This is a genomic window from Rhodococcus sp. UYP9 (assembly GCF_040547235.1).
Classification (GTDB): domain Bacteria; phylum Actinomycetota; class Actinomycetes; order Mycobacteriales; family Mycobacteriaceae; genus Rhodococcoides.
Map to the genome: position 1 here is coordinate 140,178 of NZ_JBEPPH010000004.1, position 25,677 is coordinate 165,854.

The 25,677-nt window shown below is 61.8% G+C and carries 20 protein-coding genes and 1 pseudogene; 15 read left to right on the plus strand and 6 right to left on the minus strand.

Annotated features, from left to right (window positions below; all coding sequences use genetic code 11):
- Positions 1–10: 10 nt before the first annotated feature.
- From ABIB36_RS13430 to clpX, 3 genes are all read left to right on the plus strand, one after another.
- The gene (locus tag ABIB36_RS13430) at positions 11–661 is read left to right on the plus strand and encodes an ATP-dependent Clp protease proteolytic subunit (RefSeq protein ID WP_084344654.1); all 651 of its coding nucleotides are present in this window, start codon (positions 11–13) and stop codon (positions 659–661) included.
- A gap of 48 nt (positions 662–709) precedes the next feature.
- Complete coding sequence (locus tag ABIB36_RS13435) at positions 710–1,351, plus strand: ATP-dependent Clp protease proteolytic subunit (RefSeq protein WP_084344656.1); 642 nt, start codon at positions 710–712, stop codon at positions 1,349–1,351.
- A gap of 301 nt (positions 1,352–1,652) precedes the next feature.
- A complete protein-coding gene (clpX, locus tag ABIB36_RS13440) occupies positions 1,653–2,933 on the plus strand; it encodes an ATP-dependent Clp protease ATP-binding subunit ClpX (protein WP_084344834.1) in 1,281 nt (426 codons plus the stop codon).
- Positions 2,934–3,007: 74 nt separating this feature from the next.
- Here clpX and fdhD read toward each other — a convergent pair whose 3' ends face one another.
- Both fdhD and malQ read right to left on the minus strand, forming a co-directional pair.
- Entirely contained in the window at positions 3,008–3,832 is an 825-nt protein-coding gene (gene fdhD / locus ABIB36_RS13445; RefSeq protein WP_354561775.1) for a formate dehydrogenase accessory sulfurtransferase FdhD, read from the minus strand.
- A gap of 65 nt (positions 3,833–3,897) precedes the next feature.
- Positions 3,898–6,030, minus strand: a complete 2,133-nt coding sequence (malQ, locus tag ABIB36_RS13450; RefSeq protein ID WP_354561943.1) for a 4-alpha-glucanotransferase — start codon at positions 6,028–6,030, stop codon at positions 3,898–3,900.
- 293 nt (positions 6,031–6,323) lie between these two features.
- Here malQ and ABIB36_RS13455 point away from each other — a divergent pair, with 293 nt between their 5' ends.
- The 12 genes from ABIB36_RS13455 to proB all read left to right on the plus strand — a co-directional run bounded on the left by ABIB36_RS13455 (position 6,324) and on the right by proB (position 22,189).
- Complete coding sequence (locus ABIB36_RS13455) at positions 6,324–6,746, plus strand: ATP-binding protein (RefSeq protein ID WP_084344660.1); 423 nt, start codon at positions 6,324–6,326, stop codon at positions 6,744–6,746.
- Positions 6,746–7,531: a SigB/SigF/SigG family RNA polymerase sigma factor gene (locus tag ABIB36_RS13460; RefSeq protein WP_084344662.1), complete on the plus strand. Its 786-nt coding sequence runs from the start codon at positions 6,746–6,748 to the stop codon at positions 7,529–7,531. Before ABIB36_RS13455 ends, ABIB36_RS13460 begins: the two co-directional genes overlap by 1 nt.
- A gap of 36 nt (positions 7,532–7,567) precedes the next feature.
- Positions 7,568–9,589, plus strand: a complete 2,022-nt coding sequence (locus ABIB36_RS13465) for a S9 family peptidase (RefSeq protein ID WP_354561778.1) — start codon at positions 7,568–7,570, stop codon at positions 9,587–9,589.
- Between the two features lie 57 nt (positions 9,590–9,646).
- Positions 9,647–12,349, plus strand: coding sequence for a valine--tRNA ligase (locus ABIB36_RS13470; RefSeq protein ID WP_354561781.1), 2,703 nt, complete (start codon positions 9,647–9,649; stop codon positions 12,347–12,349).
- Entirely contained in the window at positions 12,349–13,773 is a 1,425-nt protein-coding gene (gene folC / locus ABIB36_RS13475; RefSeq protein ID WP_502944931.1) for a bifunctional tetrahydrofolate synthase/dihydrofolate synthase, read from the plus strand. The genes ABIB36_RS13470 and folC overlap by 1 nt, the downstream gene beginning before the upstream one ends.
- On the plus strand, positions 13,770–14,174 hold the full coding sequence (locus ABIB36_RS13480) for a DUF4233 domain-containing protein (protein WP_084344667.1): 405 nt from the start codon (positions 13,770–13,772) through the stop codon (positions 14,172–14,174). Before folC ends, ABIB36_RS13480 begins: the two co-directional genes overlap by 4 nt.
- An 82-nt stretch (positions 14,175–14,256) precedes the next feature.
- Positions 14,257–14,670 carry a nucleoside-diphosphate kinase gene (ndk, locus tag ABIB36_RS13485; RefSeq protein ID WP_084344669.1) on the plus strand — a complete coding sequence of 138 codons (414 nt, stop codon included), beginning with the start codon at positions 14,257–14,259 and terminating at the stop codon, positions 14,668–14,670.
- Between the two features lie 509 nt (positions 14,671–15,179).
- Positions 15,180–18,542, plus strand: coding sequence for a translation initiation factor IF-2 N-terminal domain-containing protein (locus ABIB36_RS13490; protein WP_354561785.1), 3,363 nt, complete (start codon positions 15,180–15,182; stop codon positions 18,540–18,542).
- A 234-nt stretch (positions 18,543–18,776) separates the two neighbouring features.
- Positions 18,777–19,088: a 50S ribosomal protein L21 gene (gene rplU / locus ABIB36_RS13495; RefSeq protein WP_084344673.1), complete on the plus strand. Its 312-nt coding sequence runs from the start codon at positions 18,777–18,779 to the stop codon at positions 19,086–19,088.
- A gap of 60 nt (positions 19,089–19,148) precedes the next feature.
- Positions 19,149–19,412 (plus strand): 50S ribosomal protein L27, encoded by a 264-nt coding sequence (gene rpmA, locus ABIB36_RS13500; protein ID WP_072802495.1) that lies wholly within the window; start codon positions 19,149–19,151, stop codon positions 19,410–19,412.
- A 181-nt stretch (positions 19,413–19,593) separates the two neighbouring features.
- Complete coding sequence (obgE, locus tag ABIB36_RS13505) at positions 19,594–21,042, plus strand: GTPase ObgE (RefSeq protein WP_084344675.1); 1,449 nt, start codon at positions 19,594–19,596, stop codon at positions 21,040–21,042.
- A 40-nt stretch (positions 21,043–21,082) separates the two neighbouring features.
- A complete protein-coding gene (gene proB, locus ABIB36_RS13510) occupies positions 21,083–22,189 on the plus strand; it encodes a glutamate 5-kinase (RefSeq protein WP_088944842.1) in 1,107 nt (368 codons plus the stop codon).
- A 29-nt stretch (positions 22,190–22,218) separates the two neighbouring features.
- Here proB and ABIB36_RS13515 read toward each other — a convergent pair whose 3' ends face one another.
- The 4 genes and pseudogenes from ABIB36_RS13515 to ectA all read right to left on the minus strand — a co-directional run.
- Positions 22,219–23,103, minus strand: coding sequence for a Sir2 family NAD-dependent protein deacetylase (locus ABIB36_RS13515; RefSeq protein ID WP_354561789.1), 885 nt, complete (start codon positions 23,101–23,103; stop codon positions 22,219–22,221).
- Positions 23,104–23,273: 170 nt separating this feature from the next.
- Positions 23,274–23,672, minus strand: a complete 399-nt coding sequence (locus tag ABIB36_RS13520) for an ectoine synthase (RefSeq protein ID WP_354561792.1) — start codon at positions 23,670–23,672, stop codon at positions 23,274–23,276.
- A 45-nt stretch (positions 23,673–23,717) separates the two neighbouring features.
- A complete protein-coding gene (gene ectB, locus ABIB36_RS13525; RefSeq protein WP_256895242.1) occupies positions 23,718–24,992 on the minus strand; it encodes a diaminobutyrate--2-oxoglutarate transaminase in 1,275 nt (424 codons plus the stop codon).
- 48 nt (positions 24,993–25,040) lie between these two features.
- A pseudogene (gene ectA, locus ABIB36_RS13530) lies at positions 25,041–25,613 on the minus strand (diaminobutyrate acetyltransferase); the annotation flags it as partial.
- Between the last annotated feature and the right edge of the window lie 64 nt (positions 25,614–25,677).

A 25,677-nucleotide genomic window follows, 5' to 3' on the forward strand; every position in this document is an offset into this window, starting at 1 on the left:
CAACGATCGTATGGAAAAGGCAGGTACCGTGACTGTTCAGAATTCGGCGGCTTCGCGTCAGCAGAGTCCCGTCATGACTTCGGCCTCCTCCGGCCTTAATCTCAGCGACTCCGTGTACGAGCGTCTGCTTCGCGAGCGCATCATCTTCCTCGGTACTCAGGTCGACGATGACATCGCCAACAAGCTGTGTGCTCAGATTCTCCTTCTGTCCGCTGAGGACGCCACCCGCGACATATCTCTTTACATCAACTCTCCCGGTGGCTCCGTCACCGCGGGCATGGCGATCTTCGACACCATGGAATTCGCTGAGTGCGACGTAGCTACCTACGGAATGGGTTTGGCTGCGTCCATGGGCCAGTTCCTGTTGTCGGCAGGCGCCAAGGGAAAGCGCTACGCACTCCCGCACGCCCGGATCATGATGCACCAGCCCTCAGCCGGTATCGGCGGTAGCGCCAGTGACATTGCCATCATGGCCGAGCAGTTCGCGCACACCAAGCGTGAAATGGCCGAACTGATCGCCCTGCACACCGGCCAGACCGTCGAGCAGATCACCGAAGACTCCGATCGTGACCGCTGGTTCACCGCGCAGGCGGCAAAGGAGTACGGGTTCGTCGATCATGTCGTCAGCCGTGCTCGGCAGGCCGGCGGAATCGGCGACTAGATCCGCCCGGACCGGCGATCCCTCGATCACTTACATCTTGGAGAAACGATGACAAACCTGTTCGATCCCAATCAGATGCCGTCCTCGCGGTACATCTTGCCTTCTTTCGTCGAGCACTCCAGCTACGGCATGAAGGAATCCAACCCGTACAACAAGCTGTTCGAGGAGCGCATCATCTTCCTCGGCGTCCAGGTCGACGACGCGTCGGCCAACGACGTCATGGCCCAGCTGCTCGTGTTGGAAGGTCTCGATCCCGATCGTGACATCACGATGTACATCAACTCGCCCGGTGGTTCGTTCACCTCGCTGATGGCCATCTACGACACCATGCAGTACGTCCGCGCGGACGTGGCGACGGTCTGCCTCGGACAGGCAGCATCGGCGGCGGCCGTGTTGCTCGCCGCAGGTACACCGGGAAAGCGCGCCGCTCTGCCGAATGCACGTGTGCTGATCCACCAGCCATCGAGTGGTGGAATCCAGGGCCAGGTCTCGGACCTCGAGATTCAGGCTGCGGAAATCGAGCGCATGCGTCGTCTCATGGAGACCACACTCGGCCGACACACCGGCAAGGATCCCGACGTCATCCGCAAGGACACCGATCGTGACAAGATCCTGACCGCCGCGCAGGCCAAGGATTACGGGATCATCGACACGGTCTTCGAGTACCGGAAGTTGTCGGCACAGAAGTAGTACAAGCAGTTATCTTCGCGAGACCTCTGGTTGTCGGGCGTAGGCCACGCTCTTCTACGTCCGACAACCCGAGGTAGCGCGGACGTTCACACGCTTCGACGGGTGCCGACCAGCAAGAAGTTCGGGTCGGAAGAAGTTGGGCGGCGAATCACCGGAAACCTCTCACCTATGGTCGTCGAACACGGGTACGGTCGCTTCAGGGCACGAACGAGTTGTGGATCGAGAAGTTGCCGACGACTGGACCGACATCGTCATGGTGTCTACCGGGCCGGGCGCGAACAAGGAAGTAGGAACCTCGAATATGGCACGCATCGGTGACGGCGGCGATCTGTTGAAGTGCTCCTTCTGCGGTAAGAGCCAGAAGCAGGTGAAGAAGCTCATCGCAGGGCCTGGGGTGTACATCTGCGACGAGTGCATCGACCTGTGTAACGAGATCATCGAGGAGGAGCTCGCCGAGTCGAGCGAGGTCAAACTCGACGACCTGCCGAAGCCGGCCGAGATTCGGGACTTCCTCGAGAACTACGTGATCGGTCAGGACACTGCCAAGCGCACGCTGGCAGTGGCCGTCTACAACCATTACAAGCGCATTCAGGCCGGGGACAAGACTCGCGATTCGCGGGGTGAGACCGTCGAGTTGGCCAAGTCCAATATTTTGATGCTCGGACCCACCGGATGTGGCAAGACCTATTTGGCTCAGACACTTGCGAAGATGCTCAACGTGCCTTTCGCAATAGCGGATGCCACAGCGCTGACCGAGGCCGGCTACGTGGGTGAGGATGTCGAGAACATCCTCCTCAAGCTGATTCAGGCTGCGGATTACGACGTGAAGCGAGCCGAGACGGGCATCATCTATATCGACGAGGTCGACAAGATCGCGCGCAAGAGTGAAAATCCGTCGATCACTCGGGATGTGTCCGGTGAAGGCGTGCAGCAGGCGCTCCTGAAGATCCTCGAAGGAACTCAGGCGAGTGTGCCTCCGCAGGGTGGTCGCAAGCACCCACACCAGGAATTCATTCAGATCGACACAACCAACGTGTTGTTCATCGTTGCCGGTGCTTTCGCAGGACTCGAGAAGATCGTCTCGGACCGTATCGGTAAGCGCGGACTCGGGTTCGGTGCCGAGGTTCGGTCGAAGGCCGAACTCGACACCCAAGACAACTTTGCCGAGGTCATGCCGGAGGACCTGATCAAGTTCGGCTTGATCCCCGAGTTCATCGGGCGTCTCCCTGTGGTCGCCTCGGTGACCAATCTGGACAAGGAATCCCTCGTCACCATCCTGTCTGAGCCGAAGAATGCGCTGGTCAAGCAGTACAGCCGGCTATTCGAGATGGATAATGTCGAGTTGGAGTTCACTCAGGACGCTCTCGAAGCTATTGCTGATCAGGCAATTCTGAGAGGGACAGGAGCTCGTGGACTTCGCGCCATTCTCGAAGAGGTGCTCAACCCGGTGATGTTCGACATTCCGAGCCGCGACGACGTCGCAAAGGTCGTCGTGACTTCTGAGACCGTCAACGACAATGTGTTGCCTACGATCGTTCCACGCAAGCCGGAGCGTCCTGAGCGCCGCGAAAAGTCCGCATAGTTAGCACTTTCACAAGTCGAGCCCCGATCACATAGATCGGGGCTCGACTCGTCTTCAGCTCGGCCAGTGGAAATTCAACGCAGGATGCGCTCGGTATGGGAGTACAGATTCATGTTCTCGCCGCGAAGGAATCCAACGACGGTCAGCCCGGATTCTTCCGCGAGATCGACAGCTAGCGATGAGGGCGCCGACACTGCAGCAAGAATCGGGACGCCGGCCATGACTGCCTTTTGTGCCAATTCGAACGATGCCCGAGCGCTCACCATCAAGATGTGGCCTCGCAAGGGAATCAGTCCTTCACCGGTCGCCCATCCGAGCACTTTGTCGACGGCATTGTGCCGACCCACGTCCTCGCGAACAACGAGGACACGGCCGTCGCTGTCGCACAACGCTGCGCCGTGCAAGCCACCAGTGGTGTCGAAGATCTTCTGAGCCTGACGCAAACTGTCGGGTAGGCGCGCCAACACCTCGGACTTGACTCGGACGGCATCGTCGGCAGGGGAGTACTTGGTCTTCGAACGGACGGCGTCGAGTGAGCCTTTTCCGCACACACCGCACGAAGAAGTCGTGTAGAAATTCCGTTCTACACCAGGGGCAGGCGGTGCGACGCCCTCTGCCAGTTCGATGTCGAGCACGTTGTACGTGTTCTGTCCGGTGTCGTCCACGCCGTCGCAGTAACGCGCGAGCCGGATGTCGTCACGGCTGGTGATGACACCTTCCGTCAGCAGGAAACCATGAACGAGGTCCACGTCGTGCCCGGGCGTTCGCATGGTGACGGCCAGTGCGGCGCCGTTCACACGGATCTCCAACGGCTCCTCTACAACGAGGGTGTCCGGGCGAGACGTCTCGACCCGCCCGCGCAGTAGAACCACCGGCCTGCGGGTGGTGATGCGTCCCATCGGTCAAGCACTTTTCGCGAGATGGTTCATTCCTCGATTGTGCCCTCCCGGCGGCGGACTTCGGTCTATCCCCGTCTCAGCGCGGCTACCAGCGCCAGCATTCGTGAATGATCGACGAGGTCGTCGACCCAGACGGCCTTGCCGTTGTGGTCGGCCAGTGGAACGCGCCAATTCTCGTACTGAGTCTCGTCGGTGCCGGGCTGGTTCTGAATTCTGTTCTCGCCCACTGCATCGACGAGGGTGACTCCCAGCAGGAGCGAAGGAGTCCGAACGATGAGCCGATACAACGCTTCGATCGACTCTTGCTCGGAGGCACCTGCGGCGAGCAGACCTCGCTCACGGGCGAGATCGAGCACTGCCTCCCGGCTTGCGGTGTCCTGCGAGATCTCGGCGTCGAGATCTCGTTCGAGCAGTCCGAGCCGATCACGAAGCGCGATATGTTCGCCCCTCAGATACCCGAGGGTGGGCGGGAGGTCATGCGTGGTGACCGACGTCAGGCACAACGCGCGGTAGTTCTCCGGAGCAATCGGTGCGCCACGGTCGTTCTCGAACCACAGAATCGAGGTACCGAAGAGTCCACGTTGTCCCAGATACTCCTGCACACGTGGTTCGAACACCCCTAAGTCCTCGCCGACGACCACAGCCCCGGCACGCTCGGCCTCGAGCACGAGGATTCCGATCAAGGCCTCGTAGTCGTAGTGGACGTATGCCCCTTCGCCTGGGGTCGCGGAGCCCTCGGGAATCCACCAGAGTCGGAAGAGCCCGAGAATGTGGTCGACGCGTACGCCGCCGGCATGACGAAGCACCGTTCTCAGCATGTCGCGATACGGCGCATATCCCAGTTCGCGGAGTCTGTCGGGGTTCCACGGGGGCTGGTTCCAGTTCTGGCCTTGCTGATTGAAGTTGTCCGGTGGTGCCCCGACGGTGACGCCTGCGGTCAGCGCATCTCCCAAAGTCCAGGCGTCGGCTCCCTGTCGATGTACCCCGACGGCCAGATCGTGCATGATCCCGATGTCCATTCCGGATGCAACGGCTACGCGCTGTGCACGGTCGAGCTGTTCGTCGCAGATCCATTGCAACCATTTGTGGAAGTCGATACGTTCGGCGAGGTCCCTGCGCTGGCCGGTGGCGAAGTCGGTGTGCGGATGCGCTGCTGTGCTCGTCCAGACAGGGGAATCAGGTCGATATTTCTCAGCCAGTGCGCACCACAGGGCGAAATCGTCGAGACCTTTTCCTTCCCTCGCGACGAACGCGTCGAAGTCGTTCTTCCGTGCCGCAGAACGCTCGACGCGGTGGATACGCTTCAATGCTCGGAGTTTCGCGCGGAAGGATGGGTCGCGGTCGATGCTGCGGGTGCGCTTGTTCGCTTTGACGAAACTGCGAGCAGACTCGCGAACCTTGGCGTATTGATCACGGCTCAGGTACGCAGTTTCTGCAATGTCCTCGACCCGGATGTACATCGGGTCGAAAAAGCGCCTCGTCGTCGGCAGGTAAGGGGATGCCTCCACCGGTGGAGCGGGCCGTTGGGCATGCATCGGATTGACGAGGAGATAGTCGAACCCATGGGTTCGACCTGCCACGGCAGCCAGGTCGGCGAGGTCGGCATAGTCACCGACGCCCCAGGAGCGGTTCGAGCGAATGGAGTACAACTGCGTCAGCAGACCCGTTCGCTGCGTACGGGTCAATGCATCGTTGGTCGACAATCTCTTCGGTGTCACCGCGATCGGGCATTGCGCCGTCGTTGCATGATCGGAATCAGGCGTACTCACCGCAGTCAGGGTGTGCCAGCCGAGAGCTAAATCGCCGGGAATGTCGAAAGTGGCGCGGCCGACTGGTGCGCCGTCGATGTCGCGTGGTTCGACCCAGATCTGAACCTGTTGCAGCGGAACCAGCTCACCGGTTTCTGTCGTGATCGTTGCGGTGACGGGATCCCCATGGGGCACATGGATTTCCACGTGTTGCGGCTCACCGAAGATCGTCACGACGACCGGTGGGACCATGCGGCGCCATGGTGCCTCGTCGAGATCTACGAGGGACTGGGCAACGTCCGCTTCGGTCTCGGCGGCGATGCCTCGTGCTCGGAGTATCTGCTGAAGCGTCTGCTCGGATACTTCGTGCTCTGCCTGATCCCAGCCCCGATAGGACGTCGAGATACCGGATCTTTCGGCGAGTTCGGCCAATTTCGCTGTGTAGTCCACAGCTTGATCGTGCCAGTACCGACAGCTCACGTCACCTGCTGACACACCGCAGCCGCCGATCGACGCGAGACGGAATGCCGCCCCCGTGCGCTCTACGTCGGGAGAGTCGCCGTTCAGCGTCCAGGTCCGTGTCGGCATCGTGCCGAATTCGACCGGCGTGGGAAATGAAGCAACTCGCAAGGATTGAACTCGGAGGACCCGGGTACTCTGACTCCGGCCGATGCAGTTGCGTTCCTAAGGGGCCACATGACTTCGACCGACAGAGACTTTTGGACGACTGATAGGGAGAGCGGATGACTGGCGTCGGCAAGATCGAAGAGCTGGAGCGAAACTCTGGCGCGCCGGTCGAGCTGCGCGTCGTCGCGGACGCCGAGCAATTGCCGGTAGTACGTGCGGTTGCCGAAACGCTTGCGGTCCTTGGTGATTTCACCCTCGACGACATCGCCGACATCAAGTTGGTTGTCGACGAGGTGTGCTCGGAGCTGATCGCTGGGGCGCTACCCGGTGCCGAGCTCACCTGTGCATTCACCGTGAGCGACGTCGGCATTCGGATTTCTTCGAGTTCGGTGCTGGTTGCCGATCAGGTGCCGAAGTCCGACAGTTTCGGCTGGCACGTTCTGCAGACATTGACCGATTCGATCGCGATGAGCGAGCAGTCCACACAAGATGGAACGTCCGTGTCGGTGGACGTGGTCAAGCGGAGGAGCAACACCTAGTGCCTGCGCCGTACGAAAAGACCGCGCGGCGTCAGTCCGACGACTACAGCGAAGTAGTCCCACTCATCCAAGAGATGCAGTTGTTGGACAAGGACTCACCGCAGCGGCAGGTTCTTCGTGACCGCATCATCACTCGGTGCCTCCCTCTCGCGGAGCACATTGCGCGACGCTTCGGTGGCCGCGGAGAAGCTCACGAAGATCTACTCCAGGTCGCCAGGCTCGGTCTCGTCAATGCCGTCGACCGGTTCGACATCGAACGCGGATCCGACTTCGTTTCCTTCGCAGTCCCGACCATCATGGGTGAGGCGCGTCGGTATTTCCGAGACGCTGGTTGGTCGGTCCGTGTCCCGCGGCGGATGAAAGAGCTCAACTCCATGATCTCCGGGGCGGTGGGCTCGCTGTCGCAGAAGCTGGGCCGCGCGCCGACAGCGAGTGAGATAGCTGCGGAGTTGGGTATCGATGTCAAAGAAGCCTCGCAGGCTCTGCTGGCTCGCAGCGCTTATCAAACGGTGTCCGTCGACTCGGTAGTGAGCGAAGACCGCTTGCCGCTGATGGACACCCTCGGTGACTACGACCCGGAACTCGAGAAGATGGAAAGCTATCTCACCGTGCGGCCGGCGCTCGAGAAGTTGCCGGAGCGCGAGCGGCAGATCGTCGTTCTGCGATTCTTCGGTTCGATGACGCAGACCCAGATTGCCGACCGCATGGGCATTTCACAGATGCACGTGTCGAGAATTCTGTCGAGGACTCTCACTCAACTGCGCGAGGAACTCGGGCCGAGCTGACCTCGAGCCGGTTCCTCGCCGTAGCATCGGGCGACGATGTCTTCAGCCCCGAGGAGTGCCCAGGTGCCACCCGCAGTAGCCACAGTGTTCGACGACCTGGATCGATACGTAGCGGCGCCGCGGGTGTCGGATATGGCGATGTCCGTGGACGGATCGAGAGTGGTCGTCGTCCTTTCTCGGCTCGACGCCGACAAGGCGACCTATGTCGGTGCCCTCTGGGAAGTCGACGTCGAAGGTTCGGCACCCGCCCGCCGCTTGACGTGGAGTGAACACGGCGAGAGCGGTCCCGCTTTCACCGCTGACGGGAACCTCTACTTTCTGCGTCGAACCTCACAGGACGACGAGTCGACAGCGGTGTGGTGCTTGCCTGCTGGTGTCGGTGAGGCCCACGTTGTCTCGAAGCGCGGCGCCGGTTACTCCGACTTGAAAACTGCGACCCATTCCCCACGCTTCGTGGCGATGTCCGATGTCATGCCCTCGGCCGGGACCGAAGAGGTGGACGAGCGGCTTCGTCAGCTGCGTAAGGACAAGAAGGTCGGCGCAATTCTGCATACCGGCTACCCCATTCGTCACTGGGATCACGACCTCGGACCGGCGACCCCGCATCTCTATGCCGGAGACGGTGACGGCGGCGCCCGTCGGGTCACCGCGAACGCCGAAGGAGCTCTTCACGAAGCGTCCTACAGCATCAGCGCCGACGGTTCGTTCGTCGTCTCGACCTGGACGATTCGAAAAGCCCTGGCGACCTCGCGCACTGTGCTGGTCCGAGTCGACCTCGACACCGGTACGCGCACCACGATCGTCGACGACGACGGTGCCGATCTCGGCTCGCCGTCGGTCTCACCGGATGGTTCACGAGTGGCCTTCATCCGTGAATCGCTGTCGACGCCCGAACAGGCGCCTCGAATGACATTGCAACAGTACGTATTCGAAGACCGAACGGTGTCCGATTTGGCTCCTGAATGGGATCGGTGGCCGTCGAATCCGGTGTGGTTGTCCGACGGCACCGGATTGTTGGTGGTCGCCGACGACCGCGGTCGTGCCCCGGTATTCCTGGTGCGCGACGGCGTGGCCAACCCGGTGACCACTACCGATTCCGCGTACAGCCACCTCCACGTGGCGTCGAGCGGGGTCGTCTTCGCATTGGAGGCGTCGTACCGGCAACCCCTGCATCCGGTTCGAATCGACATCGAGTCGGGCGTCGTGCATCCGTTGGCACTCGCAGAGCCGTTACCGGCGCTGCCTGGGACGCTGACCGAGGTCGAGACCGTGGCCGAGGACGGCCGGCATGTTCGAGCGTGGCTCGCCCTACCGGCCGATGCGTCGGAGACGGCACAGGCACCTCTTCTGCTCTGGGTGCACGGTGGGCCACTGTCTTCGTGGAACACATGGTCGTGGCGTTGGAATCCCTGGGTGATGGTCGCGCGGGGGTATGCGGTGCTGTTGCCTGACCCAGCGCTGTCCACCGGCTACGGCCAGAGTTTCGTAGATCGAGGCTGGGGGCGGTGGGGCAAGGAACCGTTCTCCGATCTGATGGCCGTCACCGATGCTGCTGCCGCGCTCGAAGAGGTCGACGGCACACGCACCGCAGCGATGGGCGGATCGTTCGGCGGATACATGGCGAACTGGATCGCCGGCCACACCGACCGCTTCGATGCGATCGTCACCCACGCCGGCCTGTGGGCGCTCGATCAGTTCGGCCCTACCACCGACGCCGCGTACTACTGGCAGCGCGAGATGTCACCCGAGATGGCTTTCGAGAACTCACCGCACCTGTATGTGGCAGACATCGACACGCCGATGCTGGTCATTCACGGAGACAAGGACTATCGCGTACCTATCGGTGAAGGTCTTCGACTGTGGTTCGAGCTGCTCAGCGAATCCGGACTTCCTACCGATGACGAAGGAAAGACCGACCATCGGTTGCTGTACTTTCCGTCCGAGAATCACTGGGTCCTCGCTCCACAGCACGCCAAGATCTGGTACGAGGTCGTGCTGTCGTTCCTTTCCGAACACGTACTCGGAATAGAGACGAAGATCCCCGAGATATTGGGCTGACCGGGCACCGGCAGTGGGCCTGTCGGTATCGAATCGGCTGACAACTAGAATCGACCGGTGACCAGTTCAGTGCCAGAGAACCCAGCCAACCCCGCCGATGCCCAGGACCGCAGCGTGGGTAGCGACCCAACCGGATTGCCGAAGAGCTGGGACCCGAGCGCGGTAGAGGCCGAGCTGTATCAGGGCTGGGTCGACGCAGGCTACTTCGAAGCCGACGCCACGAGCGACAAGCCTCCGTACTCGATTGTGCTTCCCCCACCGAACGTGACGGGAAGTCTGCACATGGGTCACGCACTCGACCACACGTTGATGGACGCGTTGAGCCGTCGTAAGCGCATGCTCGGATTCGAAGTCCTCTGGCTACCGGGGATGGATCATGCGGGTATCGCGACGCAGACCGTGGTGGAGAAGCAACTCGCGGCCGAGGGAAAGACCAAAGAAGATTTCGGCCGGGAACTCTTCATCGACAAGGTGTGGGACTGGAAGCGTGAGTCCGGCGGCACCATCGGCGGCCAGATGCGCCGCATCGGTGACGGCGTCGACTGGTCTCGCGAGCGTTTCACGATGGACGACGGCCTCTCGAAGGCGGTCCAGACCATCTTCAAGCGAATGTTCGACGACGGCCTGATCTACCGGGCTGAGCGACTGGTCAACTGGTCGCCCGTGCTGCAGACAGCCATTTCCGATATCGAAGTCAAGTTCGAGGACGTCGAAGGCGAGCTCGTTTCTCTGCGTTACGGCTCGTTGAACGACGACGAGCCCCACGTCATCGTCGCGACCACCCGCGTCGAGACGATGCTCGGTGACACTGCGGTGGCCGTCCATCCGGACGACGCCCGCTACCAGCATCTGCTCGGAACGACCCTCGAACACCCGTTCACCGGCAGACAGATCCCGATCATCGCCGACGACTACGTCGATCCCGAATTCGGTACGGGCGCGGTCAAGATCACCCCGGCCCATGATCCCAACGACTTCGAGATGGGTCTGCGACACAACCTGCCCATGCCCACGATCATGGACAAGGCAGGTCGGATCGCCGACACTGGAACCGAGTTCGACGGCATGGACAGGTTCGAGGCCCGCATCAAGGTTCGTGAGGCGCTGGCCGAGCAGGGACGCGTCGTGGCGGAAAAGCGTCCGTACTTGCACAGCGTCGGACACTCCGAACGCAGCGGTGAGTCGATCGAGCCGCGACTGTCGTTGCAGTGGTGGGTCAAGGTCGATGGGCTCGCCGCCGCCGCGGGCGACGCAATTCGCAACGGCGATACGACTATTCATCCGGCGAGTCAGGAGCCACGCTGGTTCGCGTGGGTCGACAACATGCACGACTGGTGCATTTCGCGTCAGCTGTGGTGGGGTCACCGCATACCTATCTGGTACGGCCCGAACGGTGAGACGGTGTGCCTGGGCGCCGACGAAACGCCGCCCGAGGGTTGGGTGCAGGATCCCGACGTCCTCGACACGTGGTTCTCGTCCGGATTGTGGCCGTTCTCCACTATGGGTTGGCCCGACGCGACCGATGAGCTCGCCAAGTTCTACCCCACCAGCGTGCTGGTCACCGGCTACGACATTCTGTTCTTCTGGGTCGCCCGCATGATGATGTTCGGCACCTACGTCGCATCCGATCCGGCACTGGGTTCGGGGGAGGGCGGCAGTAAGGTGCCGTTCAAGGACATCTTCCTGCACGGGCTCGTCCGTGATCAGTTCGGCAAGAAGATGTCGAAGTCCCGAGGAAACGGCATCGATCCACTCGACTGGGTCGACCGCTTCGGGGCAGATGCGTTGCGTTTCACCCTCGCTCGCGGTGCAAACCCGGGTGCGGACCTGTCGGTCGGTGAGGATCACGCGCAGTCCTCACGTAACTTCGCCAACAAGCTGTTCAACGCGACCAAGTTCGCGTTGATGAACGGTGCTGCGCCCGCACCACTTCCGGCGCGAGCGGAACTGACGGACGCCGATCGGTGGATTCTCGATCGCCTCGACGAAGTGCGCGCCGAGGTCGACGTCGCATTCGAGCGCTACGAGTTCAGCAAGGCCTGCGAGGGGTTGTACCACTTCGCATGGGACGAAGTATGCGACTGGTATCTGGAGATCGCCAAAGTGCAGTTCGGCGATGCCGCACAGGCAGATTCGACTCGTACCGTGCTCGGCAATGTGCTCGATGCGTTGCTGCGGCTCTTGCATCCCGTTATCCCGTTCGTCACCGAAACGCTGTGGAAGGTGTTGACCGGCGGCGAATCGATCGTCATCGCATCGTGGCCCGTCGCATCCGGAGACATCGCGGATGTGGTTGCCGCACAGCGTGTTGCAGATATGCAGAAGCTCGTGACCGAGGTTCGTCGCTTCCGCAGCGATCAGGGTCTCAAGCCGTCGCAGAAGGTCGGCGCGAGGCTCGTCGGGATCACCGACGCCGATCTTTCCACCCAGGTCCATGCCACTCGCGCTCTTGCACGACTGATCGAACCTGCCGAAAACTTCACCGTTACGGCCTCCGTGGAGGTTCGACTGACGAAGGCGACGGTGACGGTCGAGCTCGACACGTCGGGAACCGTCGACCTCGTCGCCGAGCGCGCGCGGTTGGTCAAAGACCTCGCCGCGTCCGAGAAGGAACTGACCCAGACGACGAGCAAACTGAGCAACGAGGCGTTTCTCGCCAAAGCCCCGGACGCCGTGGTCGACAAGATCAAGAGCCGACAGCAGATCGCGGTCGAAGAGATTGCGCGAATCAATGCTCGGCTAGAAACTATGGGGCAGTAGTGTCCGAATCCTATTCAGCTCCTTCCCGACCCAGTCCGGTGGACATGGCCGAATTGGCGCTTGTCGAGGCGGAACTGGACAAACGGTGGCCGGAGACCAAGATCGAGCCGTCGACTGCACGGATCGCGGCACTGATGGACCTTTTGGGGTCACCGCAGAAGGCGTACCCGTCGATCCACGTTGCCGGTACCAACGGTAAAACGTCGGTGACCCGGATGATCGATGCCTTGCTGACGCACTTTCATCGCCGAACCGGCCGGACCACCAGTCCGCATCTGCAATTGGCGACCGAACGGATAAGTGTCGACGGCATCCCGATCTCGCCCCGGCTGTACGTGGACACCTACAACGAAATCGCCACGTTCGTAGAGATGGTCGACGCGCAGTCCGAGGCCGCAGGCGGACCACGCATGAGCAAGTTCGAGGTCACCACCGCCATGGCATTCGCGGCGTTCGCGGAGGCGCCGATCGAGGTTGCCGTCGTGGAGGTCGGGCTCGGTGGTAGATGGGACGCCACCAACGTCGTCGATGGTGAAGTGGCCGTGATCACCCCGATCGATATCGACCACGTCGAGTTCCTCGGGGGCGATCTCGGTGGTATCGCCAAAGAAAAAGCCGGAATCATCAAGAAAGCACCGGAGCGGCTCGTTCCGCGAGACACCGTCGCCATCCTGGCCGAGCAGAAGCCCGAAGTTGCCGAGGTGCTGTTGCGCGCCGCGGTGGAAGCCGATGCCGCCGTCGCCAGGCAAGGTTCGGAATTCAGGGTGCTCGCGCGTCGGATCGCGGTGGGCGGTCAACAACTCGAGTTGCAAGGTCTCGGCGGCGTGTACACCGATATCTTCCTACCACTGCACGGAGAGCATCAGGCGACGAACGCATCCTTGGCGCTCGCCGCGGTCGAGGCGTTCTTCGGCGCGGGCTCCGATCATCAACTCGACGTGGACATCGTTCGAGCGGCCTTCGCATCCATCGTCAATCCCGGCCGGCTCGAACGCGTTCGCAACGCTCCAACAGTGTTTCTCGACGCCGCACACAACCCACACGGGGCCAGAGCGCTTGCTGCGGCTCTCACCGACGAATTCGACTTCCGAAAACTGGTCGGAGTCGTCAGTGTCATGGGGGACAAGGACGTCGAGGCCATGTTGACGGTGCTCGAGCCGGTGTTCGACGAAATCGTCGTCACGCACAACGGATCGCCGCGGGCGATGGACGTCGAGGAACTTGCAGGCCTGGCCGTCGCGAAGTTCGGCGACGAGCGCGTGGTCGTCGCGCCGACGCTCGCCGACGCGCTCGAAACCGCCATCGGGCTCGCCGAGGAAGTCGCAGATCCCGGTGAGGCGGTCTCGGGTGCCGGGGTGATCGTCACCGGATCGGTCGTCACCGCCGGAGCAGCTCGAACTTTGTTCGGAAAGGAGCCCGTATGAGTGAAACAGGGGAGGGCGGTAGCGAGTTCAAGCCGCCGGCAACCGATCCGTGGAAAGGCTTCCGCGGAGTCATGGCAGGGACCCTCGTTCTCGAGGCCATTGTCGTTCTACTCGCGTTACCCGTCGTGTCGACAGTCGGCGGCGGCCTCGGTTGGTTCTCCACGTTGTACCTGGTGGGGATGGCCGTGGCATTCGTCCTTGCCGCAGGTATGCAAGGACGACCGCAGGCGATGCAGATCAATCTCGCGCTTCAGGTGTTCGTTCTGCTCGGTGGGTTCATTCACCTGTCGATCGCGATCGTGGGAGTGGTGTTCCTCGCGGTGTGGATATATCTGCTGTACCTGCGGCGAGACATCACTCGACGGATCGAACGCGGCATGCTCAGAGGTCAGCGGGACTGAAACCTCGAGCCCGGCGGATATCGGCACACCATGGTGGGTCTGAGCGTAGGTCCTCGGAGTCCGTCCACTACTGTCTACGTTCGTGACCGAGCGCACCCTTGTACTGATCAAGCCAGATGGAGTTGCCCGCCGCTACGTAGGCGAGATTCTCGGCCGAATCGAGAAGAAGGGATTGAGTATCGCAGCACTGGAACTCAAATCCGTTTCTCTCGAGCTGGCCGGCGCGCACTACGCCGAACACAAAGACAGGCCGTTCTTCCCAGCGCTACTCGAGTTCATCACCTCCGGACCCGTCGTCGCAGCAGTTTTGGAGGGACCGAGAGCTATCGCTGCCTTCCGTCAGATCGGCGGAGGCACCGACCCGGTCGAGAAGGCGGTTCCAGGGACCATTCGCGGCGATCTTGCCCTCGATGGTCAGCAGAACCTCGTGCACGGATCGGACTCCGTCGAGTCCGCCGAGCGTGAGATCGCGTTGTGGTTTCCAAGCCTTTCCTGATTCTCCACACTCTGATTCGGGTTCGCCCGCCATGCCGCCGACCACAAGATCGGAGCGGCGTGGCGGGTTCGCTTCACCCGGTGTGGGATACTCGTGAAGGTTGCTTTCACAACACACGCTTCACCTCGAAAAGTTTTCCTGTAAAAAAATTTTGCCGTTACCAGTTTTGTGCAACACCGAACACGAGCGTCACGCCAGTGCCGTTCTCGTGAAAGTGACCGGATGACACCCGCAGTTCGATGCCCGTCATCGCTGCCGAACACGTAGGAAGACCTCCCACGTGCCGGCATGCTTGATGATCAGGCGCTCGGACTCGGGACACCATAGCCATCCAGCCAGGCACCGTGCATCCGTACGCCGACCACTCGCCGTGGACGGTGCACTCCGTCCGGAGCGCGACTTACGATCTGGCGTCAAACCGACGTCAGCACACTAGGATTGCTCTCGCGTGGCCGCGTCGCACCAGCTTCGACTTAGGTGGACGCGCCCGGGGGCCCGAGGAGACTTACGTGGCCGACCAAGCCCCGCCCGAAGATGTACAGAATTCGAACTCAGGAAGTTCGGTCGATGACGAATCGTCATCCAGCCGAAGTCCGGCGTTCCCCGAGCGCCTCCGAGTGCATGCACTCGCGAAGATTCTCGGCGTCACCAGTAAACAGGTACTCGCCAAACTGGGTGAGCTCGGAATAGAGGCGCGCAGCGCACAGTCCAGCCTGGGACGCGACGTCGCCGAGACGGTGTATTCCTCGTTCGCACCTGCGACCGAGGCGCCGGCTGCACCAGTCGAGACGGCCGCCCCGATCGTGGTCGAGCCTGTGCCTGCTGTCGAAGCTCCGACAGTGGACAGTCCTCCCGCGCGCCCTGCGTTCGCGATTCCGGTGTTCCTCCAGCCGGAAGCGATAGTCGAGGCTCCCAAGCGTCGACGGAGCCGGAAAGCAGCAGGTCCTGCCGCTGAGCCCACGTCGACGCCTGCCGTCGAAGAGCCATCGGTTCTCGTCGCCGATCCGGTCATCGAGCCGGACAAGGCTCCCGTTCGCGGCAAGCCCGTTGTCGAGGCCACCCCGGATGCAGCTACTGACACAACCGACATATCGGACACAGTCGACAGCTCGGACACTTCCGAGGATGCCGACAACTCGGACGACAACGATGACCAGTCGCAGCCGAGGCGGCGTCGGCGCGGTCGTCGTGGTCGTGGCCGCGGACGTGGGGAACAGTCTGCCGACGGCAGTTCGGACGACTATTCGGACGATGCCGCAGAAGGTGACGACGATTCGAGTGAGGACGCAGCGTCGGCGTCCTCGGACACGCGTTCGTCCGAATCCGATACTCCCGTATCCGGCTCGGTTGAATCCGAGACCACTGATTTCGATGTAGCAGACTCCGAGAGTGCCGATTCCGACACTTCGGAAAGCGATTCCGAGAACGAGGACAAGCCTGCAGGCGAGCGTCGTTCACGTCGCCGTAGTCGAAGTCGTTCGAACGCCAAATCCAGCGATACCGACGATGGCCAGAAACAGGCCTCGGATACGGAATCGGAAGAGTCGGTCGATTCGCCGGTCGACTCCGCCGACAACGACACCTACGACGAGGATTCGTCCGACGGCTCGAGTCGTCGACGCCGCAGACGTCGCCGCCGCCGCAGCAGCACCGGTGACGCTTCGTCCGAGTCCACCGAGACCGAGGACGACCCACCGAACACCGTCGTGCACGAGCGCGAACCGCGGAACAAGTCCCGTAGCAAGGATGAGGTCCAGGGAATCACCGGCTCGACCCGGCTCGAAGCGAAGCGTCAGCGCCGTCGCGACGGACGTGACGCCGGACGCCGACGGCCACCGATTCTTACCGAGTCGGAGTTCCTGGCACGTCGTGAGTCGGTCGATCGCGTCATGGTCGTCCGCGAAAAGTCGTTCCCCGACAACGGCGTGACCACACAGGTCGCCGTTCTCGAAGACGGCGTCTTGGTCGAGCACTTCGTCACCAGTAGCGCGTCCGCGTCGATGGTCGGCAACGTCTACCTCGGCCGCGTGCAGAACGTGCTGCCGAGCATGGAAGCTGCATTCATCGATATCGGCCGTGGCCGTAACGGTGTCCTGTATGCCGGAGAGGTCAACTGGGACGCAGCAGGTCTCGGTGGTAACTCTCGCAAGATCGAACAGGCACTCAAGCCGGGTGACCAGGTTTTGGTGCAGGTGAGCAAGGATCCGGTCGGGCACAAGGGTGCGCGTCTGACGACTCAGCTCTCGCTGGCAGGCCGCTACCTGGTCTATGTACCCGGTGGCAGCTCGACGGGTATCAGCCGCAAGTTGCCCGACACCGAGCGGAAGCGCCTGAAGGAAATTCTTCGCGATATCGTTCCTCCCGAGGCCGGGGTGATCATCCGTACCGCAGCCGAAGGCGTCAGTGAAGACGAGCTCGCGCGTGACGTGATCCGTCTGCAGACACAATGGGCGACCATCGAAGAAGCGTCGGCCAAGGCTGAAACAGGTAAGGGTTCGCAACCGCAGGCACTGTACGAAGAGCCGGATCTGCTGGTCAAGGTTATCCGTGACCTGTTCAACGAGGACTTCGTCAAACTTGTCATCGAAGGTGACAAGGCCTGGGACACGACATCGTCGTACATCGAGACGGTAGCGGCGGACATGCTGCACAAGCTCGAGCGCCACATCGCCGAGCCCGGTCGACCAGACGTGTTCGAAGCGCACCGGGTCGACGAGCAGCTGGCCAAGGCACTCGACCGTAAGGTCTGGCTACCGTCCGGAGGCACGCTCGTCATCGATCGCACCGAGGCGATGACCGTGGTCGACGTCAACACCGGCAAGTTCACCGGTGCAGGCGGCAACCTCGAGGAGACGGTGACGCGGAACAATCTCGAGGCCGCCGAAGAGATCGTTCGGCAAATGCGCCTACGCGACATCGGCGGAATGATTGTCGTCGACTTCATCGATATGGTGCTCGAATCCAACCGTGACCTGGTGTTGCGCCGTCTCACCGAGTCTCTCGGTCGTGACCGGACGCGCCATCAGGTGTCCGAGGTGACTTCACTCGGGCTTGTGCAGATGACGCGTAAGAAGATGGGCACCGGTCTCATCGAAGCGTTCTCGACGACGTGCGAACACTGCCAGGGCCGCGGGATCATGATTCACCCGTACCCCGTCGAGGCGAAGACCGATGACGGCTCGCGATCCTCCTCACCGCGCTCCGATTCGAGTACGCCGCGCAAACGCCGCGGTCGCGACAAGTCCGACAACGACAAGACAGACAACGACAAAACCGACAATGTGGCTGACGCTGCGAACAGTCCTGCAGCGAAGAGTCAGCCCGAGGCTCACGAGCACACACCGGACCCATCGGTGAAGCGTGCACACCCCGTGGCCCTCGCCATGGCTGCGCATCACGACGACGTTGTCGACGATGTCACTCCGGCCGAGGTACTCGACGAGCACTCGGAGCCGAGTACGTCCTCGGAGCCGAAGATCATCGATGCCGCCGAGGTGGCTCGTGTTCAGGGCAGGGACACCGAAGCAGTATCGACCGAGGTGCAGCCGGACACCAGGGTCCCGGAGAATGCTGTCGACATGACAGCGGACACAGCTGTGGCCGAGGAGTCGCCGGAACCGATCGTCAAAGCGCGTCGTGGTCGCCGTGTTGCCCGGAAGGCAGCAGCACCTACGGCCGAGACTCCCGACGCAGCTGCTGTCTTCGTGATTCCGGCTACACACGAGGAGCCGGTAGCGCCGACGGAGCCTTCGGTGACGTCGGCTGTCGAACCGGTGTCCAGTGCTCCCACCACGGACGAGACGCCCGTGAAGAAGCCTCGCCGACGTCGTGCAGCGGCACGCCCGGCAGGGCCACCGGTGGACGCGGAATAGCGAGTCGACGGGCAGTTTGACCACGACTGCCCGTCTGCCGTAACCTGACAAGGTCGCTGCCGGTGACAATTTTCTGCTGTGCCTCGACGGAATTTCGGTCGAGTGCGGCGGCGGACGCACCCGGTGGCAAGTAACACCGCACGAAATACCGCAAGAATCACATGCACGATCCAGACCAGTCGTGTTGCCATGGGCAATGCGAGCAAGTTCGAAGAAGCAAGGGGTAGCCCTCCGATGGCAACGTACGCGATCGTCAAGACCGGCGGAAAGCAGTACAAGGTCGCTGTTGGTGACCTCGTCAAGGTCGAGAAGATCGAGGGAGCGCTCGGCACTGCTGTCTCGCTTGCTCCGGTCCTCGTCGTAGACGGATCCGATCTGACCACCGATGCCGACAAGCTGGCGAAGATCTCGGTAACCGGTGAGGTCGTCGAGCACACCAAGGGTCCGAAGATCCGCATCCACAAGTTCAAGAACAAGACCGGCTACCACAAGCGCCAGGGACACAGGCAGAAGCTCACTGTCCTGAAGGTCACCGGCATCAAGTAACCAGGTCTGTTCAGTACTGACTTTTCAGCGCTGACATTCACCCCGAGGAGGGTATGCAACATGGCACATAAGAAGGGTGCATCAAGCTCCCGTAACGGTCGCGATTCGAATGCGCAGCGCCTCGGCGTCAAGCGTTTCGGCGGCCAGACCGTCAGCGCAGGCGAGATCCTGGTTCGTCAGCGCGGCACGCACTTCCACCCCGGCGTCAACGTCGGCCGTGGCGGCGACGACACACTGTTCGCTCTGTCCGCAGGCGCAGTCGAATTCGGCGCCAAGCGTGGACGCAAGACCGTGAACATCGTTCCGGTCGCAGTAGAGGCCTAGTCTCCGCTGCACAATCTGCGTCGGATGGTTTTCGCAAGGCTCACGCCGCGAAAATCTCGACGCGCTCGAGCTCGACGATGAGGGTGGACCAGGGTGAAAATGCCCGGTCCGCCCTTATCGTATTTGTGGGCATAAAAATATTTCGGTCGCACACTCGACCGAGGAAGGATCGAAGGCAGTCATGTCACGATTCATCGACCGCGTGGTGCTGCACGTCAGCGCCGGCAAAGGCGGCAACGGCTGCTCTTCGGTTCACCGCGAGAAGTTCAAGCCGCTCGGCGGTCCAGACGGCGGAAACGGTGGCCAGGGAGGCGGCGTGATCTTCGTCGTCGACAGCAATGTCCACACGCTGTTGGACTTTCACTTCAACTCGCATGCCAAAGCCAGCAATGGAACTCAAGGCATGGGCGGCAACCGCGAAGGTTCGAACGGTGAGGATCTGATCCTCAAGGTTCCCGACGGAACTGTGGTGCTCGACAAGGACGGTCGCATCCTGGCCGACCTGATCGGCGAGGGCACTCGATACGCTGCTGCGCCCGGTGGCCGCGGTGGGTTGGGCAACGCTGCGCTCGCCTCGAAGGCGCGTCGTGCGCCTGGATTCGCGCTGCTCGGCGAAGAAGGTATCGAGCGCGATGTGGTGCTCGAGCTCAAGTCGGTCGCCGACATCGGTCTCGTCGGGTTTCCGTCGGCGGGCAAGTCCTCGCTGGTGTCTGTGCTCTCTGCCGCGAAGCCGAAGATCGCCGACTACCCGTTCACCACGTTGGTTCCGAACCTCGGTGTCGTTTCGAGCGGTGACACCACCTACACGGTGGCCGACGTTCCCGGATTGATTCCCGGTGCGAGCGAAGGCAAGGGCCTCGGTCTCGAGTTCCTCCGACATCTCGAGCGCACCGCCGTTCTGGCGCACGTCGTCGACTGCGCAACCCTGGATCCGGGTCGGGATCCCGTCTCTGACGTCGATGCTCTCGAAGCGGAGTTGGCGGCTTACAAGCCGGCGATGTTGGGCGATGCGAGCCTGGGTGACCTGGCGGATCGACCGCGCATCGTCGTGCTCAACAAAGCTGATATCCCTGAGGCCGCCGAGCTCGCCGAGATGGTGACGCCGGAGTTCGAGGCGCGTGGATGGCCGGTGTACACCATCTCCACGGTCACCCGTGAAGGCCTCAAGCCCTTGATCTTCGCGCTGGGCAAGATGGTCGAGGACTACCGAGTGGCGCATCCTCCGGCCGAGAAGCGCCGACCGGTGCTACGTCCCGTCGCACGCAACGATGAGGGTTTCCAGGTCATCAAGGATCCCGATGTCGAGGGTGGGTTCATCGTTCTGGGCACGCGCCCGGAGCGTTGGGTACGCCAGACACAGTTCAACAACGACGAAGCCGTCGGCTATCTTGCCGACCGTCTCGCACGCCTCGGCGTCGAGGATGCGCTGATCAAGAAGGGCGCCCAGCCGGGTGCGTCCGTGACCATCGGTGATGTCTCCTTCGATTGGGAGCCGCAGACACCGGCGGGTGTGGAGATCACCATGACCGGGCGCGGTACCGATGCGAGGCTCGATCAGGTGGAGCGAATCGGTGCGGACGAGCGCAAACACGCACGTCGAGCCCGCCGTGGACTCGACGTCGAAGAGTGAAGTGTAGGTTCCGGTGAATTCTGAATCCTCTTCGGTTGCAATGGATTCGACTGGGGCCAGGACTGCTGTGGCCAGTGCCAAACGGGTAGTCGTGAAAATCGGCTCCTCGGCACTGACCTCACTGGTCGGCGGACTCGACGTCGACCGGCTCGATCGATTGGCCGATGCTGTCGAAGCACGAATGCGTGCCGGATCCGATGTCGTGGTGGTGTCTTCCGGTGCCATCGGCGCCGGGCTCGCACCACTGGGTCTGACGACCCGTCCGCGCGATCTCGCGACCAAGCAGGCCGCAGCGAGCGTCGGGCAGCTTGCTCTTGCGCACGCTTGGGGTACCTCGTTCGCCAGATACGGACGAACCGTCGGCCAGGTGTTGCTTACCGCCGAGGACATTGCGCGTCGAACGAATCATCGCAACGCCCAGCGCACGCTCGATCGGTTGCGCGTGCTCGGCGCAGTGGCCGTGATCAACGAGAACGACACGGTCGCGACCACGGAAATTCGCTTCGGTGACAACGACCGTCTCGCCGCGCTCGTTGCTCACCTCGTCGGTGCCGACGCGCTGGTGCTGTTGTCCGACGTAGACGGTCTGTACGACGGCGACCCGCGTAAAGGTGACGCCACCCTGATCCGGGAGGTCGCGAGCCCGGAAGATCTCGATGGAGTCGTCGCCGGTTCCGGCGGTGCGCTCGGGACCGGTGGAATGGCGTCCAAGCTGTCCGCTGCTCGATTGGCGGCCGATGCAGGCGTTCCTGTCCTACTGGCGGCCGCCGCCGACGCAGCGGAAGCCTTGACGACGGCTGCCGTGGGCACAGCCTTCACTGCGCGTCCCACGCGCCTGTCCTCGCGCAAGTTCTGGGTACGTCATGCTGCAGACGCACGAGGCGATCTATACCTCGACGCAGGTGCCGTGCACGCGGTCGCGACGAAGCGGCGGTCCTTGCTGTCCGCAGGAATCACCGCCGTCGAGGGTCGGTTCTACGGCGGCGACGTCGTGTCGCTGATCGGTCCGGACGGCGAACTCGTGGCCAGGGGAGTGGTGGCGTACGACGCGTCGGAGTTGACCGGAATGCTCGGTAGGTCCAGTTGTGATCTCACTCCCGAGCTACAGCGTCCAGTGGTGCATGCGGACGATCTGGTTCCGGTCTGATCCATGTTCGGCGGCTGCGAAGCGTCCGATCATTTGTGTGACGGCAGTGCGTCCACGAGTGCGGTGAGCGTCTCCGAGCATCCTGCATTGCTTGTCAGAGTGGCGAATTCGTCGCCCCGGGTGATGCCGCGATTGACAATCACGATGGGAATCTCGGCCTTCGCCGCGCGTCGGACGAAGCGCAGTCCCGACATGACCGTCAAGGAAGAGCCGACAACCACAAGTGCATCGGCCTGGTCGACGAGATCGAAAGCTTCGGCAACTCTCGGCTTGGGCACGCTCTCCCCGAAGTACACGATGTCCGGTTTGAGAATACCTGCGCAGTACTCGCAGTCGACCATTCGGAAGTGTGCGGTGCTGGTGATGATCGCATCGGCATCGGGGGCAATCTCGACGCCCTCGGCCGGCGCGACGCTGTCGAGGAACCCCGGGTTCTCGCGCTCGAGGCGTTGTCCCAGAGCGAAGCGGGAAACCAGTCGCTCGCAGTCCAGACACCGTACGCGCGCGTAAACGCCGTGGAGGTCGATGACTCGTCGGCTACCTGCTTTGGTGTGCAACATGTCGACGTTTTGGGTGATGATCCCGGAAACAATCCCTCGGCGCTCGAGCTGGGCCAGCGCACGGTGGCCGTCGTTCGGCCTTGCCGCATCCATATGCCGCCAACCGACATGGTTCCGTGCCCAGTAGTGGCGCCTGAACTCGTGATCGCCGGTGAACTGCTGATAGGTCATCGGATTACGAGGGGGTGAGTTCGGCCCCCGGTAGTCCGGGATACCTGAATCGGTGGACATGCCGGCTCCGGAGACGACCGCGATGGATCTTCCCGACAACAGTTCGACAATCTGGTCGATTCGGGTTGCCGCTGCGGCAGCTGAACGAGCGGGGGCAGGCACGTCCCCAGGGTAGCGCGGCATGTGGACACGGGGGATCGATGCAGGCAGTGGGAGGCTCTCGCATCCAGGAAACGCGATGCCAAGCCCTGCTGGGTCCCCGGTGGATCGTACTGCAGAACCAGCTCCGCCCCGCTCGACCGAAGTCGAGCGGGGCGAAGATACTCGGAGTCCGTCTTATCTGGACACCTCGTTTACGTGGGGACCTCTACGAGGGGGTACACACCGTTCTCGTCGTGGGTTTCGTTCCCGACCACGGGAGGGTTGAACACGCACAACATGCGCATCTGCGTACGCGGCTCGACGGTGTGCCGCTCGTTGCCGTTCAGCAGGTACATCGATCCTGCAACGAGTTCGTAGGTTTCACCGGTTTCACGATCGGTGAGGGTGCCTTCGCCTTCGATGAGCCACACAGCTTCGACGTGATTGGCGTAGTGGAAGTTGTTCACCGTCCCGGCCTTGATGGTCGTTTCGTGGAACGAGAATCCGACCCTGTCTCCGCCGAGGATGATGCGCTTACTGCGCCACTGTCCATCCTCGCTCTCGATGTCTCGGTCAGTTCCGGTGATTTCCTGGGTGGTACGTACGATCATGCGGTGTAGCTCCCTTCAGCAAACATTCGACACGTGAGAAGTGTTCTACGAGCAGACTTTTGCTGTCGCAGCTTCGAGGATGTCGAGTCCGCGATCGAGCTCTTCGATCGTGGTGGTCAGCGGCGGAAGAAGTTTGACAACCTCGTCCTTCGGGCCGGCAGTTTCCACCAGTAGGTGCTCGTCGTAGGCAAGCTTGGCAACCTTGCCTGCCTGTTCTGCATCTTCGAACACGAGAGCCTGAACCATGCCGCGACCGCGAGTGGAAACGCCGTCGTACTTGGCGCACAGTGCGATGAAGCGATCACGAATGTGCTCGCCCTTCGCGAGGATCTCCTTCTCGAACTTGTCGTCTGACCAGTAGTGGTCGATGGCGACCTTCGAGGTCACGAAGCCGGGATTGAATCCGCGGAAGGTGCCGTTGTGCTCGCCTGGGCCCCAGACGTCGAGTTCTGGCTTGAACAGTGTCAGTGCCATCGGCATGCCGTAGCCGCCGATCGACTTCGACAGAGTGACGATGTCCGGCGTGATGCCCGAGTCCTCGAAGGAGAAGAACTGGCCTGTGCGGCCGCAACCCATCTGTACGTCGTCGACGATCAGCAAGATGTCGCGTCGCGAGCACAGGTCGGACAGAGCGCGCAACCACTCCGGTCGCGCGACGTTGATCCCGCCTTCACCCTGAATGGTTTCGACGATGACCGCTGCCGGGCGGTTGAATCCACTGCCCGAATCGTCGAGAACGCGCTCGAACCACTGAAAGTCCTCGGTTACTCCACCGAAGTAGTTGTCGTACGGCATCGGCGTGCTGTGCACGAGTGGGATTCCGGCTCCGGCGCGCTTCATCGAGTTTCCGGTGACAGCGAGCGCACCGAGGGTCATGCCGTGAAAAGCGTTGGTGAAGTTGATGATCGACTCACGACCAGTGACCTTGCGTGCCAACTTCAGTGCAGCTTCGACGGCGTTCGTTCCGGTCGGGCCGGGAAACTGAACCTTGTAGTCGAGGCCACGCGGTTCGAGGATGTTCTTCTTGAACGACTCGAGGAACTCCCGCTTGGCCACCGTGGACATATCGAGGCCGTGCGTGATGCCGTCGCTGGTGATGTAGTCGACCAACGCATCCTGCATGATCTGATTGTTGTGACCGTAGTTCAGAGCGCCTGCGCCGCCGAAGAAGTCGAGGTAGTCGCGCCCGTTCTCGTCGGTCAGCGTCGAATTCTTGGCAGTTTTGAATACTGCGGGCCACTGGCGGCTGTAGCTACGAACGCCGGACTCGATGGTTTCGAATACGTCCGGCTTTTCGGTGGTCTCGGTCTTGTCTGTCATGTACTGCGTGTTCCTTTCGCTGGCGCGCACGGCGGCCGGCCCTACTGTGTAGAGCTCCTCTGCTTCGTGGCTATCAGGAAAATCATCGGGCGCGAACAGGTCTGTTTTTCTAATGTCGGTCCCTCGTGTTCGAGCGAGGGCCGTGAACAGTGCGATCGACGCTTCGTTGTCCGGGCTGATCGTTGTTTCCAGGTGTGTGATGCCCTGTGGGGTAAGGCGATCGAGAAGTTCGTTCAGCATCCGGCCGGCAAGGCCCTTACCCCGTTGATCAGCATCGACTGCGACCTGCCACACGAAGAATGTTGTGGGAGAATCCTGTCGGGTGTAGCCGGTGACGAATCCCACTGCGCGAGAGTCGACGTCGGATACGACCGATGTTGCTGCAAAGTCTCGGCACCACAACACGTACGAATAGCTCGAGTTGAGATCGAGCACCTTTGAATCTCTTGCGATTTCCCAGAGCCGGACTCCGTCGGAGATCTTTGGCTTACGAAACTTCACTGCGTCCGGCGCAGTGACTGTGGTTGCTCTCAGCTGTGCGGGTTTCATAGCAAACATAAACGTAACAAGGTGCCCTTGGCATTTCACGTGCCTGGCGAAATTGGTGTCGAAAACACCCATCCCTTCGCAGGTGGCAGCGCGATTGTGATTCTGGTCACAAACTGGGCTTGTTGCCGTAACAACT